Here is a 15,419-nt window from a genome sequence, read left to right on the forward strand (position 1 = left end):
CGCGTCTTTGGAATGCACTGGTGCTTGCCGATCCCTCCGCGCCGGGGCACATCGGCGCAACGACAAAGGGAGAGGTTCGTTTTGACCGCCAAGCTCTGGGGGATGCCCGGCTCGCTCTACACCGCGCGGGCGCGCAGCTATCTGATCAAGCAGCATGTCGCCTTCGAGGAGGCGATCCCCGGCGATCCCGGCTGGCCGGAGGTGACCAAGGCGGTCGGCCGCTGGATCATCCCGGTACTGCAACTTAACGATGGCACGCTGATTCAGGACGGCGTGGCGATCATCGATCATGTCGAGGCGCAAGGCGTGCGGCGCTCGGCCTATCCTGCGACGCCGCGCCACCGCGCGATCGCCCATGTGTTCGAGCTTTATGGCGGCGAGGGGCTGCTGCGCCCGGCGATGCATTATCGCTGGGATTTCGATGACGCGAACCTTGACTTCCTGCGCACCGATTTCGTCCGCGCGCTCTTCCCCGGCGCGACGCCCGAGGTGGAAGCGGCGGTGTTCGATAACGCCAGCGGCCGGATGCGCCGCGCGCGCGACGGCTTCGGCGTCTCGCCCGAAACGGCGGGGGCGGTCGAGGCAAGCTATCACCGCTTCCTCGCGCTGCTCGACGCGCATCTGGCCAAGCACCCCTATCTGCTCGGCGGCGCGCCGACGCTTGGCGATTATGCGCTGATCGGGCCGCTGTTCGCGCATCTGGGGCGCGATCCGTACCCCGTCGCCGAGATGCAGCGCCGCGCCTATCACGTCTGGCGCTGGGTCGAACGGATGAACCGACCCCAGGCGCTGCTCGATGGCTATCCCAGCGAGGCGCTGATCGCCGATGACGGCGTGCCCGAGACGCTCGCCGCGCTGCTGCGCTTCGTCGCCGGGGATTATCTGCCCGAGCTGGCGGCTCATGTCGCCTTCGCCAATGACTGGCTCGCCGCGCGGCCCGATCTCACCGCAGGGACCAATGGGCTCGACACCCCCGGCGCGCGCGCGATCGGCAAGGCGCGGTTCGATTGGCATGGGCACGGCATCGAGACGCTGGTGATGCCCTATCGCTTCTGGCTGCTCGACCGCTTGCAGGCGGCGCTCACGCCGGAGGGCAAGGCGCTGCTGGAGGAAACCGGGCTCGGCGCGCTCGCGACTTTGCGGACAAGCCGGCCGGTCGAACGCGTGGACAATCTGGAGGTGTGGGGCGCGGCCTTGAACTAGCGCGGCAGCCGGGCCTCCTCACGCCACCGGCGGCTCGCCGGGCAGCACCACCGCGACCCGCAAGCCGCCGAGCGGTGACCGGCTCGCCTCGATCCGCCCGTGATGCGCCTCGACGATCGCCTGCGCAGTCGCGAAGGCGAGCGACAAGTGGGTGAGCGATTCCTCGGGCAGATCGGCGGCGCGGTAGAAGGGCTCGAACAGCTGCTGCGCGAGATCGATATCGACGCCGGGCGCGCTGTCGTCCACCGTCAGCTCCCAGGCGCCGCCGCGTGGCTCGGCGCCGAGCAGGATGCGGCCGCCACGCGGGGTGTAGCGAAGGCTATGTTCGATCAGCGCGCCGAGCAGCTGCTCGATTTGCGCGCCGTCCCAACGCGGCAGGCCACCGCTGGCGGCGCGCAGCGTCAGCTCCAGCGCGACCCCGGCCTTGTCGGCGAGTGGCTGCGCGACGAAACCTGCGTTGCGCATCAGCGCGCCGGGATCGGTGGGGGCGAGCGCGACCGGCAGGCGCCCGAGATCGGCGAGCGCGACCGCGCGGAGATCCTCGACGATCCGCGCCAGCCGGACGACCGGCTGGAGCCGCGCTTCGCTGGCGCCCTCCGCCTCGGCGGCGGCGACAAGCGCCTCGACCGGCACGCGCATCTCCTCGGCGATCGCGACCAGCCAGGTGCGCCGCGAACGCTCGGTCCGCTCGCGTGCGTCGGCGATGCGCGCCAGGTTGCGAAGACCCTGCGCCACCTCGAATGGGGCGGTTTCGTCGAGCATCACCGGCTCGCGCGCGCCGACCGCCTCGGTCGCCGCCAGCAGGCGCGCATGGAGCGCGGCGTGGCGCCGGGCAAAGCCGCGCCCGACGATCGCGACGGCGCCCAGCGCCACCAGCATCACCACGCCGATCGCTAGCAGCTGCGCCGCCAGCCGGGTTTCGCCGCTCAGGCTTAGCGCCGCTAGCAGCGCCCCCGCCGCGAGCAGCGCCAGCACGACGATCGCCCCAGCGGCAACGAGGAACGATAGAAACAACCGACGAGCGACGCGCAATCAACTTCCCCTGACTTCAGCGCCCCCTAGAGTCGGTTTCAGCTTCGCTGAACCGGCACCGGCCCGCTCCCCCACCCGACCTCCCATAGATTACGCTGTTGGGAGGTCGGGTGGGGGAGCGGGCCGGCGCCGACGCTGTTTAAGCCCTGCTGAAACAGCCTCTAACGCCTGGGCGCGGGCGGGGGAAGCTCAAGCCGCGGCGATCGCGGCGAGCACGGGCGCGGCCCATTCGGGGCGGCAGATCAGCAGATCGGGCAGGCGCGGATCGGCGCAGTTGTACACGAGCCTGCTGCCGTCGATCCGCGAGGCGTGGCAGCCGGCGGCGAGCGCGACCGCGGCGGGCGCGCAATTGTCCCACTCATATTGCCCGCCGGCATGGAGATAGATGTCGGCGGCGCCGGTTAGCACCGCCATCGCCTTGAACCCGGCCGAGCCCATCGGCACCAGATCGCCACCGAGCGCATCGGCGACCGGGCCGGCGATCGCGGGCGGTCGCGAGTCGCTGATCGCGATGCGCGGCCGTCCACCATGCGGCGCCGGAAGGGCGGGGGGCTGATCCGACGAGAAGGTGCGGCCCGAGGCGGGCAGGGTTACCGCGCCGACGCGTGGCACGCCGTCGATCGCGAGCCCGACATGCACCGCCCAGTCGGGCGAGCGGCAACAAAAGCCGCGCGTGCCGTCGAGCGGGTCGACGATCCAGACCCGGTGCGCGCCGCAGCGGGCGCCATCGTCCTGCGATTCCTCCGACAGGATGAAATCGTCGGGCCGCGCGGCATGGAGGCGATCGAGGATCAGCCGGTTCGCTTCGAAATCGCCGCGATTGCCGAGTTGGTCGCCGCAGCAGTCGCCATCGCCGAGCAAGGCGCGCAACAAATCGCCAGCCTCGATCGCGATCGCGCGGGCGAGCGCGGCGTCGGACAGGGCGGGATCGCTAAGCATTACGGGGGTCTCGTGCCACAAAAGCGGCGCCAAAGCGAGCGTCCGCGCGCTCAGCCCTCCTCGGCGCGCTGGCGATCGAGCGAATCGATAATGCGCACGCCCGCCATGAACACCGCGATCGGGCACACCGCGAACAACAGCCAGCCGCCGGGGCCGGGATATTGCTGCAGATAATGCACCCCGCGCTCCACCGCCCCGTTCGCCAGCCCGAAAATCACCAGAAAGGCCTCGAACTTGTTCTTGATGACGAACAGCTGGGCGACGCGCGCGAACATGCGAAGAGTTAAGCAAACCCCGCGCCAAGCCCGGATTTCCGCCATTTCGGTGTTAAGCGGCGTGGTTAACTGTCAGTAAATCCGACAGGTCGAGCAGATCGAACAGCCGCGCGCGCGCCGTTTCGATCCGGGCGATCAGGGCAGGGTCGCCAATCTCGCCAGCGCTGATCGACTCGGGCCATTCGGCCTCGATCAACGCGGCGAGCCGATCGAGCTTCGCGGCATCGACCAGGAAGCGCGGATCGACCCTTGCCGGATCGGCGACGACGCGCAGGCGCAGGCATGCCGGACCGCCGCCATTCGCCATCGACTCGCGCACATCGACCACTTCGAGCCGGCGGATCGGGCCGTTGCCCGCGACCATTTCCTGCAGCCACGGCCAAACGCGGGGATGCGCCTCTGCCTCGCGCGGCAGGACCAGCGCCATGCCGCCGTCGCGCAGGCTGACCAGCTGGGCGTTGAACAGATAGGAGCGCACCGCGTCCTCAAGGCTCACCGCGCTCGCCGGCACCTCGACGATCTGGACCGAGGGCAGCTTGGCACGGAGCGCGGCGTAGAAATCGCCCTGCACCGCGAACGCCTGTTGGTGGGTGAACAATACCTGCTCGTTCGCCACCGCGACCACATCGTTATGGAACGCGCCGGCGGCGATCGCCTGCGGGCTTTGCTGGACGAACAGCACGCGCTCGGGATCGAGGCCGTGCGCGCGCGCCACCGCCTCGCTCGCCTGCCGGGCCTGGCGCGCGGGGAAGGGGCCGCCGGGTTCGCCATAGACGAACACCTCGATCCCGGGCGCGTCATGCCGCTCGGCGAGGCGCATATGATTGGCGGCGCCCTCGTCGCCGAACGGCGCGGGGATGGGCGCATGGACCGCGAAGCTCGCGTCGGCGAAGGCGAGGCGCAGCTGGGCGAGCGTCTCGGCGGCTTCATGGCTGCGATGCGGCATCGTCACCAGATTGGCGACCGTCAGGTGGCAGCGTCCGTCGGCGGTATCGGGCGCGGGGGAGACGGTCGCGGCGTTCGCGGCCCACATCGCCGAGGCGGAGAGCGCCTGTGCCTGGATATGGCGCGGCGCGCGCGGGTAATCGGTGTGGAGCGCGGCGAGCCAGCGATGATCGGGCCGGGCATGGGGCAGCAAAATGCCCTGGGCGAGCCCGAGCGCGAGATTGGCGCGCATCTTCGCCAGCCCCTGCAGCGCCGCCGCGCGCGGGTGCGAGGTGGCGCCAGCATTGCTGGTCGCGGCGAGATTGCCGGGGGAGAGGCCAGCATAATTGTGACTGGGGCCGACGATCCCGTCGAAGTTGATCTCGCGCAGCATTTCGCATCCTCCCGGCCATTCTTGTTTAGGGCGTCACCCCGGCCCCGAGCCGGGTCAAGCCGGGGGTGACGTTGGAATTCATTGGCGGCCGTTATCGCCCGACATGGATGACCTCGTCATCCACCGTCACGCCGAGCAGCGCGGCGGTGGCGGTGTCGAGCACCACGCCGTCGCCCGCGACACGCACCGTGCCATAGGCGCAGCGGAAATCGCCGAGCCGGCCCGCCGCGACCAGCGTGGGCTGGCCGCCATCGTCATCGATCGCGATCACGCGCGATGTCGCCGCCTCGCGCACCGACCGGACCTGATCGGTGCGCGCGGTCATCGTCGGGCCACCATCGAAGATGTCGATATATTTTTCGAACGCGAAGCCTTCATTCTCCAGCATCCGCATCGCCGCGCGGCCCGAGGGATGGGGGATGCCGATCGCGGCGCGCGCGTTTTCCGAAAGCATCGCGATGTAGATTGGGTGCTTGGGGAAGAGATCGGCGATGAATTGGTGGCCGTGGGTCGCGTTGAAGCGATCGGCGTCCTGGAAATTCATCCCGAAGAACCGCCCGGCGAGCCCGTCCCAGAAGGGCGAGCCGCCCGCCTCGTCGATCACCCCGCGCAGTTCGGCCAGGATGCGTTCGGCGAAGCGCGCGCGGTGGCTGGCGATGAACAGATAGCGACTGCGCGCGAGCAGCATCCCCAGTCCCCCGGCCCGCTCGCCGGGGTGGAGGAACAACCCGCCGACCTCGCTGCACCCCTCAAGATCGGTGGTGAGGGTCAGCAGCTCGGCGCGGAACGTGCGGTTCAGCTCCTTGCTGTGCTGGGTGAGCGTGCCGATACGGTAGCTGTAGAAGGGGTGGCGCTGGCCGACATGGGTGAACAGCTGGCAGGTGCCGCGCACTTCGCCGGTTTCGGTGTTTTCCAGCACCAGCAAGAACAGCTCGTCGGCGCCGGCACCGGCCTCGCCCTGGGCGAAGGCGGCGCGCGCGCGGTCGAGCTTAGTCTTCAGCGCCGGCTTGTCGGGCGGCAGGTTAGTGAAGCCGCCCCCGGTCAGCTTCGCCATCTCGTACAGATGCTGCAAATCCTCGTCGCGCGCGGCGCGGATGCGGTAGCTCACAAGTCCCCCAATCTGGCGATGGTGAGTGCCGAGAGCGCGGCGCGTTCGGCCAGGCTTTCGACGATCAGGAATTCGTCGCGCGAATGGATCGCGCCACCGCGCGCGCCCATCGTATCGACCACCGGCACCCCGCAGGCGGCGATGTTGTTGCCGTCGCACACACCGCCGGTATCGCGCCAGGCGATGGCGAGGCCGAGATCGCCGCCAGCGCGCTTCACCGTGTCGAACAGGGCGGCGGCGCCGGCGTCGATCGGCTTGGGCGGGCGGTTGAAGGCACCGTGGCGCTCGATCCGCACCTCGTGCGCCGCGGCGACGGCGGCGACGGCGTCTGCCAGCAGCGCCTCGGCCCGGGCGATCGCGCCGGCATCCTTGGGGCGGAAATTCACCCGCAGCAGCGCGAATTCGGGCACGACATTGTTCGGCCCGCCACCCTCGATCCGCGCGGGGTTGACGCTCAACCCATCGCCCTTGCCGGCGGCGAGTCGCAGCGCGAGATCGGCGGCGGCGACGATCGCGTTGCGCCCTTCCTCGGGGTTGCGGCCCGCATGGGCGCTGCGCCCGCGCACCACCAGCGAGAAATTGCCCGTGCCGCCGCGCGCGCCGGCGAGTGTGCCATCGGGCAGCGCCGGCTCGTACGTGAGCGCCGCCCGCTTGCCCCGCGCGACCTGCTCGATCAGCGTCGAAGACGATAGCGATCCCGTCTCCTCGTCCGAATTGATCATCACCTGATAGCCGATCCGGTCCGCCCCCGGCGCGCCTTCGATCGCCAGCAGCGCGGCGAGCAATAGCGCGAGCCCGCCCTTCATGTCGGCGACGCCCGGGCCGTTCAGCACCCCCGACTCCAGCCAGGTCAGCGTCTGAAAGGGATGATCGGCGGGATAGACCGTGTCCATATGCCCGGTGAAGAGCAGTTGCACCGGCGCTTCCGGCCGCACCGTCAGCAGCAGATGCGCGCCGTGGTCGAGCGCCAGCACGCCGCCATCGGCCAGCACGGTTTCGACCGGCGCGGGCGGGACGAGCGCCAGCGCCCCGGGCAGCGCCGCGAAAGCGTCGGCGAGCAGCCCGGCCATCGTCCGCAGTCCCGCCAAATTGCGGGTGCCGGAATTCACCGCCGCCCAAGTCTCCACCCAGCCGCGCATCGGCGCCACCCGCGCCCGCTCGATCAGCGAATGTTCCAACCCGCTCAGCCCCATGGATTTCGCCTCTAGCCGGTTCGTTTTGCCGCCGCCACCCAATTGCTTTCCCACCGGGGTTGGGCTCAACTGGCTGCGAATGAGCTATGACCTCGCCAAGTTCGTGCATCTGACCGGCGTGATCATGCTGCTCGGCAATGTGACCGCGACCGCGATCTGGAAATTCTTCGCCGATCGCACCGACGATCCCCGCATCATCGCCTTCGCGCAGCGGCTGGTGACGATCACCGATTGGTGGCTGACCTTCTGGGGTGTGATCCTGACGATCGCGGGCGGCTATGCCATGGCGTGGATCGCCGGCCTCGATCTGTGGGCGACCGACTGGCTGTTCTGGGGGCAGGCCTTGTTCTTCGGCGGCGGGCTGATGTGGCTGGGGTTGCTGGTGCCGCTGCAAATCCGCCAGGCAAAGGCGGCGCGGGGCTTCGCCGGGGAAGCGGAGGTGCCCGAAAGCTATCGCCGCGATGCGCGCGCCTGGCTCGTCTGGGGGCTGATCGCAACGGTGCCGCTGGTCGCGGCGGTGTGGGTGATGGTGGCGAAGCCTTAGAGCGCGGGATCCTCCCCACTTAGTGGGGAGGGGGGAGGATTTGTCAGGCTAGCTCAAATGCCCCGCGAACGCCGCCATCACTTCGCGGTACAGCTGCTGCTTGAAGTCCACCGCCAGCTCGACGACCGAACTGGCATGGACCCAACGCCAGGCGCGGAATTCCTGGTGCGCGGTCGCGATGTCGATGTCGCTGTCTTGCCCCAGGAAGCGGAACAGGAACCAGCGCTGGCGCTGGCCGCGCCATTTGCCCTGCCAGACGCGGCCGATCATGTCGTCGGGCAGATCGTAATACAGCTCGTGCGGCGCCTGGGCGATCAGCTCGAGATGTTCGGGGCCGATGCCGGTCTCCTCGCCCAGCTCGCGGATGGCGGCGGCGAGTGCGTCCTCGCCGGGGTCGATCCCGCCCTGGGGCGGCTGCCACGCCTCCAGCTTCTGGTCCATCCGCTGGCCGACGAACACCAGCCCCTCGCGGTTGATCACCAGCATCCCGGCGCAGGGACGATAGGGTAGGCTGGCCTTGTCGATGCTCACGCGGTCGCCTCGGCGATGATCTGCTTCAGCACCGTCAGCGCCTGGGTCACGTCGGTCTGGGCCGACGGGATCGCCTTGCGCAGCGTGACGAAGCCATGGATCGTCCCCACCGCCTCGCGATAGGTCACCGGTACGCCGTGCTGGGCTAGCGCGGCCGCATAGGCGCGGCCCTGGTCGCGCAGCGGATCGAGCCCGGCGGTGATGATCAGCGTCGGCGGCAGGCAATGGTGCGCCCCGGTCAGCGGTGCGCCGCGCCAATGGGTCAGGTCGGGCTTATAATGGCCGTCGAACCAGGTCATGCTCGGCTTGGTGAGCAGGAACCCCTCGCCAAACGCTTCGTAGGATGCGTAATTCACCGAGACGTCAACGACTGGATAGATCGGGAACTGCGCGATCACCGGCACCGCGGCGGGCTGGTCACGCAGCGCCATCGTCGTGATCACGGTGAGCGCGCCGCCCGCGCTGTCGCCGGCGAGAACCAGCCCCGTCACCTGTCGACCCAGTTCGGCCGGGCTTGTCGCGACCCAGCGCGCCGCCGCCTCGCAATCATCGGGCGCGGCGGGCCAGGGATGTTCGGGGGCGAGCCGATAGTCGACCGAGATCACCGGCAGATCGAGCTGGCGCGCCATCTCCGCGCAGAAACTGCCATGCGTCTCGAGATCACCGATCACGAAGCCGCCCCCATGGTAAAAAACAAGGGCCGCGCCTGCCCCGCGCTGCTCCCGGGCGTCGTAGAGCCGCGCCGGGATGGTCCCGGCGGGGCTGGGAATGGCCAAATCGCGGTGAACGGCGAGTTCGCCGAGCGGTGGATCGGTCATGTCCCTCGAGGCGACATAGACCGCGCGCGCCGCCGGCGGCTCCAGCTCATGCGTGCGCGGGCCGGGCAAATTGTTCAGGAAAGCAAGGAATTGCGCGACGTCGGGGCGGACATAAGGGGTCGTCGCGTGGGGGTCGGTCACCGGGCTCTCCTCCTGATCCTCGTTTCGCCCTAACTAGGAGCGATGTACGCGGTCGTCCATCACCCCGATTATGTCGCCCCCGGCGCGCCCGGCTCCACCTATCAATGGAACAAAAACGGCCTTGTCCGCCAGATACTTAGCGAGAGTGACGACGCGATCGAGTGGCACACGCCCGACCCAATGCCGCGCGCCTGGCTGGAGACGGCGCACTGCCCCGATTATGTCGCGCAAGTGCTAAGCGCCCAGGTGCCGCGCGAGAAGGAGCGGCGGATCGGCTTCGCGGTCACGCCCTTGGTCTCGCGGCGTGCCCAGGCGGTGCCGGGCGGCACTTATCTCGCCGCGCGGATCGCGCTGGAACAAGGCTTCGCCGCCAACAGCGCGGGCGGCAGCCACCACGCGCTTTACGAAACCGGCGCGGGCTATTGCGTGTTCAACGATCTCGCCGTCGCCGCGCTCCGGCTGGCGGCGGAAGGGGTCGGGCCGGTGCTGATCGTCGACTGCGATGTCCACCAAGGCGACGGCACCGCGGCGCTCACCGCCGGCCATCCCGGGATCGCAACCTATTCGATCCATGCCGAAAAGAACTTCCCCGTGCGCAAGTGCCGCTCGACCCTCGACGTGCCGCTGCCGGATGGCGTGGAAGACGCCACCTATCTGGCGACGCTGGAGAGCACGCTCACACCGCTGATCGATGCGGTGCGGCCGGCACTGATCCTCTATCAGGCGGGGGTCGACCCATTCCACGGGGATCGGCTCGGTCGGCTGGCACTTACCCAGGACGGGTTGGTTGCGCGCGACGCGCTGATCGCTGGCCTCGCCCAGACGAGGGGTGTACCGCTCGCCTCCACGCTGGGCGGCGGTTATGGAGCGGATGCGATGGAGGTCGCCCAGCGACACGCGCTATCGGTGCGCACCCTTGGTGCTGCATTCGCGAAATCCCGGCTTTACCTTCCGGGCTGATTTTCTACTTTGGGCTCACCCGCCTTGCCCTCTATGGGGCGACTGACAACGATGACAGGACAATGACAATGGCGACCGCCACCCACACCCTCCTTCCCGAAGAGGCCAGCGCCACCCCGCCCGCGGAGTCGGTCGTGGTGCGCTTCGCCGGTGATTCGGGCGACGGGATGCAGCTGACCGGCGGTCAGTTCACGCTTTCGACCGCGCTGTCGGGCAACGACCTTGCGACCTTCCCCGATTTCCCCGCCGAAATCCGCGCGCCGCAGGGCACGTTGTTCGGCGTCTCCGCGTTCCAGATCAATTTCGGCTCGACCGAGATCACGACTGCCGGCGACCAGCCCGACGTGCTTGTCGCGATGAATCCGGCGGCGCTGAAAGTGAACGTCGATCAGCTCCGCGCCGGCGGCCTGATCATCGCCGATGAGGGCGAGTTCACCGAGCGCAACCTGGCCAAGGCCAAGTATGAGGCCAACCCGCTCGACGACGGCAGTCTGGCGAAGTGGCAGCTGATGAAGCTCAATATCAGCCAGCTGACGCTCGATGCGGTGAAGCCTTTCGGCCTTGGCAACAAGGAAGCGCTGCGCTGCAAGAATATGTGGACGCTGGGGCTGGCGCTGTGGATGTTCGATCGCGATCGCCAGCCGATCGTCGATTGGCTCAACCAGAAATTCGCCAAGAAGCCGATCCTCGCCGAGGCGAATATCGCGGCGCTCAACGCCGGCCATGCCTATGGCGAAACCGCCGAGCTTTCGGGGCCGATGAAGCAGCACCCGATCGCCCCGGCGCCGGCCGAGGCCGGACTGTACCGCACCGTGACCGGGGCCGAGGCGATCTCGCTCGGGCTGGTCGCGGGCGCGCAGCTCGCTGGACTGCCGATGTTCTTTGGCGGCTATCCGATCACCCCGGCGTCGGCGATTCTCCACCACCTCGCGCGGCTGAAGGAATATGACGTCACCACCTTCCAGGCGGAGGATGAGATCGCCGCGATCTGCTCGGCGATCGGCGCGTCTTATGCGGGGCAATTGGGCGTCACCAGCTCGTCCGGCCCCGGCATCGCGCTCAAGGGCGAGGCGATGGGCCTTGCGATCATGACCGAGCTGCCGCTGGTGATCGTCAACTCGCAGCGCGGTGGCCCGTCGACAGGCCTGCCGACCAAGACCGAGCAATCGGACCTTTATCAAGCGGTCTATGGCCGCAATGGCGACGCGCCGATGCCGGTGATCGCCGCGCGCTCGGCCGCCGATTGCTTCGATTGCGCGATCGAGGCGTGCCGGATCGCGGTAGAGTATATGACGCCTGTCATGCTGCTCACCGACGGCTATCTCGCGAACGCCGCCGAGCCGTGGCGCGTGCCGGACATGAGCGCTTACGCGCCTTTCCCGGTCCGCTTCCTGGACGCGGTGCCCGAGGGCGGCTTCCTGCCCTATGCGCGCAACGCCAAGGGCGCGCGCCCCTGGGTGAAGCCGGGGACGCCAGGGCTGCTCCACCGGATCGGCGGGATCGAGAAGTCGGTCGGTACCGGCAATATCGATTATTCGCCCGCCAACCACCAGGCGATGACCGAGCTGCGCCAGGGCAAGGTGCTGGGCATCAACGTGCCCGACCAAGAAATCGATCTGGGCGAGGCCGGCGGGAAGCTCGTCGTGGTCGGCTGGGGATCGACCTTCGGCCCGATCCACCAGGCGGTCCGCCGCGCGCGGCTGCGCGGGCTCGACGTGAGCCATATCCATATCCGGCACATCTGGCCGATGCCCGGCAATTTGGGCTCGCTCCTCAAGAGTTACGACAAGGTGCTCGTACCCGAGATGAACACGGGCCAGCTCAAGACCGTGCTGCGCGATCAGTTCCTGGTCGATGCCAAGCCTCTCAACAAGGTTTCGGGCCAGCCCTTCCGCATCGCCGAAATCGAAGCCGCGATCGACGCGGCGCTTGCCTGATCAACGAAAGACCGTCTCATGAATGACATGACTCCCATCGCCAAGACGACGATCAAGGATTGGGAATCCGATCAGGAAGTCCGCTGGTGCCCAGGCTGCGGCGATTATGCGATCCTGAAGGCGGTGCAGCGCACCATGCCCGAGATCGGCGCGCGACCTGAGAATACGGTGTTCGTCAGTGGCATCGGCTGCTCGAGCCGCTTCCCCTATTATATGGAAACTTATGGCTTCCACACGATCCACGGCCGCGCGCCGGCGATCGCGACGGGGGTGAAACTCGCCAATCCCGAACTCGACGTGTGGATCATCACCGGCGATGGCGACGCTTTGTCGATCGGCGGCAACCACACGATGCACCTGCTGCGGCGCAACCTTAACTGCCAGATCCTGCTGTTCAACAACGAGATTTACGGGCTGACCAAGGGCCAATACTCGCCGACCAGCCGAGAGGGCACGCGCAGCCCCTCGACTCCTTATGGCTCGGTCGATCGCCCCGCCACGCCCTGCGCCTTCGCGCTCGGTTCGGGTGCGCGGTTCGTCGCGCGCGGGATCGACGTGCACAAGAATTTACCGAGCGTGCTGAAGGCGGCATATCGCCACCAAGGCGCGGCATTTGTCGAAATTTTTCAGAACTGTATCGTCTATAATGACGAAGTGTTCGCAGCCTTCACCGCGAAGGATCAGGCGCCGGGGCATCAGCTGTGGCTGGAACATGGCAAGCCGATGCTGTTCGCCGGCGGCACCAAGGGCCTGTCGATCGACCACAAGACGCTGACGCCGGTGGTGGTCGATGTGGCGGACGGCGACTGGCAGGCGGCGGGCGTGATCCTGCATGACGTCACCAACCGCACGGTCGCGCATATGCTGGTCGAGCTGCCCTTTGGCGAGTTTCCCATGGCGCTCGGCGTACTCTACGACGATCCGAAGCCAACCTTCGAGGCGGCGGTCGTCGCGCAGAATGAGAGCGCGGCCGCAGGCAAAACGGCTGACTTGCAGCGGTTGGTGGCGAAGGGCGAAACCTGGATGGTGGAGAAACAGCCGCACGAGGTTTGAGCGCGATCTGGCGGGCGAACGTACCGACACGAAAAGGGCGGGTCTGTGGTTATCAAGGCTTAGCGCCAACCGCCAACGGTCTCGCCTTCAAACGCGAAGTTGGTGGCAGCGCCGGGAACCGCACTAACCCTCTCTCATGGCTTTGCCTCTTCTCGGAAGGACATTAAACGCCGCGCATGACCTCGATCGTCTGGTTCCGCCGCGACCTGCGCCTCGCCGATCAGGCGGCGCTCGCCGCCGCCGCGGAAGGCCCTGTGATTCCCGTCTACGTGCTGGACGACGAGACGCCCAAGCACCGCAAGATGGGCGGCGCCTCGCGCTGGTGGCTCCATCATAGCCTGGCCAGCCTCGATCAGAGCCTCCAGGCCTTGGGCTCTAGGCTCATCCTGCGACGCGGGCGGTGCGACGAGCAGCTCGCCGCCATCGCGCAGGAGACTGGCGCCAGCCGCGTCCACGCCTTGCGCCATTACGAGCCCTGGTGGCGCAACGCCGAGCGGGCGGTCGCGCAGCGGATCGAGCTGGTGTGCCACGACGGCAATTATCTCGCCCCGCCGGGCAGCATCACCAGTGGTTCGGGCACACCGTACAAAATCTACACGCCCTTCTGGCGCGCACTCTCGGCGACCCTGCCCCCTGCGGCGCCACGCTCCGCGCCTAGGCGGCTGATCGCACCCGAACGCTGGCCGGCGAGCGACTCCCTCGGCGACTGGGGCCTGCTCCCAACCAAACCCAATTGGGCGACCGGCTTCGAAGCCGAATGGACGCCGGGCGAAGCAGGCGCTGCCGCGCGGCTCGATGCGTTCGCCACCCGCGCCGCGCGCTATGACGAGCGCCGGAACCTGCCCAGCATCGAAGGCACCTCGCGTCTATCACCGCATCTCCATTTCGGCGAAGTCTCTCCCGCGACGGCGTGGCACGCCGTGGAAGGAGCGGGAGGCTCGGTCGGCACGTTTCTCGGCGAGGTTGGCTGGCGCGACTATGCGCAGAACGTCATCCTACAAATTCCCGACTATGCCAGTCGCAACGCCAAGCCGCAGTTCGACAAGCTGACTTGGCGCGACGACAGCCGCGTCGCGGATGATCTGCAGGCTTGGCAGCAGGGGCGCACCGGCTATCCGATCGTCGACGCCGGGATGCGCCAGCTTTGGGCGAGCGGCTGGATGCACAATCGCGTGCGGATGATCGCTGCCTCGTTCCTCATCAAGCACCTGCTGATCGATTGGCGCGCCGGCGAGCAATGGTTCTGGGACACGTTGATCGACGCCGATTACGCCTCTAACGCGGTCAACTGGCAGTGGGTCGCGGGATCGGGGATCGACGCGAACATGTTCGTGCGGATCATGGCGCCGCTCAGCCAGTCCGAAAAGTTCGATGCTGCCGGCTATATCCGCCGCTGGGTGCCGGAGCTGAAGGGCGTCAGCGATGCCGCGATCCATGACCCTGACGAGGCCGGCGCGCGGCCGCGGGACTACCCGCGCAAGATCATCGGCCACAAGGCCGCGCGCGAACGGGCCCTGGCGGCGGCGGCGGCGATGAAGGCCTAGGTTCGCGCGGCGATCCAGCCGGGCAGGTCGCCGAGCCGATCGAGCTGGACAAAGCGCGGATGATCGCTGGGCGCGGGCGCGCGTTCATGACTCCAGACGATGGCGTGCGGAACGTATACACCCCAGGCACCGGCCGCGAGCGCGGGCAGCACATCGGACCGCATCGAGTCGCCCGCCATCAATGCACGTTCAGGCGGCGTGCCATATTTGGCGAACAACCGGCTGAATAATCCCGGTTCCTTCTCGCTGACAATCTCGACCCCGGTGAAATGCTCGCCCAAGCCAGACGCAGCGAGCTTGCTTTCCTGGTGAAGCAGATCGCCCTTCGTCACCAACACCAGCGGGGCGATGTCGCGAAGCGCCGCGATTGTCTCGGCGATGCCGTCGAGCAGTTCAATGGGATGAGCAAGCAGCGCGCGGCCGGCATCGATGATCCCGCGTACCTCGGCCGCTGTGAGCGCGTCACCACACAGATCGAGCGCGGTTTCGATCATCGAGAGGGTGAAGCTCTTCGCGCCATAGCCATAGAGCGCGAGGTTGCGTCGCTCGACCTCTGCGAGGCGTTCTAGCGCGACATGATGTTCGGCAAAGGGTGCCAGAAGTTGCGCGAGCGCGGCCTCGGTCGCCTCGAAATGGCGCATATTGTGCCACAGCGTATCATCGGCATCGAGGCAGATAAGGTCAATCATCATGCGCTCGGCTAGCAGGCGACACCGCCGGGTAGAAGTGCTTTCGCGAGGGGCGGCGGTGTTTTCGCGTGCGAGCAGACTTGGCAAGCGTCGCCCCCAAATCAGCCGTCGCCGGCGCTTCGCGCATTCGCTAA

The 15,419-nt window shown here is 67.9% G+C and carries 15 protein-coding genes; 6 read left to right on the forward strand and 9 right to left on the reverse strand.

Translation table 11 applies throughout. The features are described from left to right. The first annotated feature begins 81 nt into the window (after positions 1–81). Positions 82–1,203: a glutathione S-transferase N-terminal domain-containing protein gene (locus tag K2X73_RS08610; RefSeq protein WP_294109990.1), complete on the forward strand. Its 1,122-nt coding sequence runs from the start codon at positions 82–84 to the stop codon at positions 1,201–1,203. 18 nt (positions 1,204–1,221) lie between these two features. Here K2X73_RS08610 and K2X73_RS08615 read toward each other — a convergent pair whose 3' ends face one another. The 6 genes from K2X73_RS08615 to K2X73_RS08640 form a co-directional block, all read right to left on the reverse strand. Then, the gene (locus K2X73_RS08615; protein WP_294109992.1) at positions 1,222–2,235 is read right to left on the reverse strand and encodes an ATP-binding protein; all 1,014 of its coding nucleotides are present in this window, start codon (positions 2,233–2,235) and stop codon (positions 1,222–1,224) included. Between the two features lie 189 nt (positions 2,236–2,424). After that, positions 2,425–3,174, reverse strand: a complete 750-nt coding sequence (locus K2X73_RS08620) for a 3'(2'),5'-bisphosphate nucleotidase CysQ (protein WP_294109993.1) — start codon at positions 3,172–3,174, stop codon at positions 2,425–2,427. Between the two features lie 50 nt (positions 3,175–3,224). Continuing rightward, positions 3,225–3,449 carry a hypothetical protein gene (locus K2X73_RS08625; RefSeq protein ID WP_294109994.1) on the reverse strand — a complete coding sequence of 75 codons (225 nt, stop codon included), beginning with the start codon at positions 3,447–3,449 and terminating at the stop codon, positions 3,225–3,227. Positions 3,450–3,501: 52 nt separating this feature from the next. Then, positions 3,502–4,767: an N-succinylarginine dihydrolase gene (locus K2X73_RS08630; RefSeq protein ID WP_294109995.1), complete on the reverse strand. Its 1,266-nt coding sequence runs from the start codon at positions 4,765–4,767 to the stop codon at positions 3,502–3,504. 91 nt (positions 4,768–4,858) lie between these two features. Next, entirely contained in the window at positions 4,859–5,875 is a 1,017-nt protein-coding gene (locus K2X73_RS08635) for an arginine N-succinyltransferase (protein ID WP_294109996.1), read from the reverse strand. Further along, positions 5,872–7,068 (reverse strand): hydrolase, encoded by a 1,197-nt coding sequence (locus tag K2X73_RS08640; RefSeq protein ID WP_294109997.1) that lies wholly within the window; start codon positions 7,066–7,068, stop codon positions 5,872–5,874. The genes K2X73_RS08635 and K2X73_RS08640 overlap by 4 nt, the downstream gene beginning before the upstream one ends. 79 nt (positions 7,069–7,147) lie before the next feature. Here K2X73_RS08640 and K2X73_RS08645 point away from each other — a divergent pair, with 79 nt between their 5' ends. Further along, a complete protein-coding gene (locus K2X73_RS08645) occupies positions 7,148–7,612 on the forward strand; it encodes a DUF2269 family protein (RefSeq protein ID WP_294109998.1) in 465 nt (154 codons plus the stop codon). 48 nt (positions 7,613–7,660) lie between these two features. Here K2X73_RS08645 and K2X73_RS08650 read toward each other — a convergent pair whose 3' ends face one another. Further along, positions 7,661–8,143, reverse strand: a complete 483-nt coding sequence (locus K2X73_RS08650; protein ID WP_294110000.1) for an RNA pyrophosphohydrolase — start codon at positions 8,141–8,143, stop codon at positions 7,661–7,663. Continuing rightward, complete coding sequence (locus tag K2X73_RS08655; RefSeq protein WP_294110002.1) at positions 8,140–9,102, reverse strand: alpha/beta hydrolase; 963 nt, start codon at positions 9,100–9,102, stop codon at positions 8,140–8,142. The genes K2X73_RS08650 and K2X73_RS08655 overlap by 4 nt, the downstream gene beginning before the upstream one ends. Positions 9,103–9,144: 42 nt before the next feature. Between K2X73_RS08655 and K2X73_RS08660 the strand changes: the two genes are divergently transcribed. The 4 genes from K2X73_RS08660 to K2X73_RS08675 all read left to right on the forward strand — a co-directional run bounded on the left by K2X73_RS08660 (position 9,145) and on the right by K2X73_RS08675 (position 14,596). Then, positions 9,145–10,062, forward strand: a complete 918-nt coding sequence (locus K2X73_RS08660; RefSeq protein WP_294110003.1) for a histone deacetylase — start codon at positions 9,145–9,147, stop codon at positions 10,060–10,062. Positions 10,063–10,130: 68 nt separating this feature from the next. Continuing rightward, positions 10,131–11,999, forward strand: coding sequence for a 2-oxoacid:acceptor oxidoreductase subunit alpha (locus K2X73_RS08665; RefSeq protein ID WP_294110005.1), 1,869 nt, complete (start codon positions 10,131–10,133; stop codon positions 11,997–11,999). Between the two features lie 18 nt (positions 12,000–12,017). Then, positions 12,018–13,052 (forward strand): 2-oxoacid:ferredoxin oxidoreductase subunit beta, encoded by a 1,035-nt coding sequence (locus K2X73_RS08670; RefSeq protein WP_294110008.1) that lies wholly within the window; start codon positions 12,018–12,020, stop codon positions 13,050–13,052. A gap of 176 nt (positions 13,053–13,228) precedes the next feature. Next, positions 13,229–14,596, forward strand: a complete 1,368-nt coding sequence (locus tag K2X73_RS08675) for a deoxyribodipyrimidine photo-lyase (RefSeq protein ID WP_294110010.1) — start codon at positions 13,229–13,231, stop codon at positions 14,594–14,596. On the opposite strand, the gene K2X73_RS08680 is transcribed toward K2X73_RS08675, so the two are convergent. After that, entirely contained in the window at positions 14,593–15,288 is a 696-nt protein-coding gene (locus K2X73_RS08680; protein WP_294110013.1) for an HAD family hydrolase, read from the reverse strand. The genes K2X73_RS08675 and K2X73_RS08680 overlap by 4 nt on opposite strands. Positions 15,289–15,419 lie beyond the last annotated feature (131 nt).

This window comes from Sphingomonas sp. (assembly GCF_019746665.1).
In the GTDB taxonomy this organism is placed as follows: Bacteria; Pseudomonadota; Alphaproteobacteria; order Sphingomonadales; family Sphingomonadaceae; genus Sphingomonas.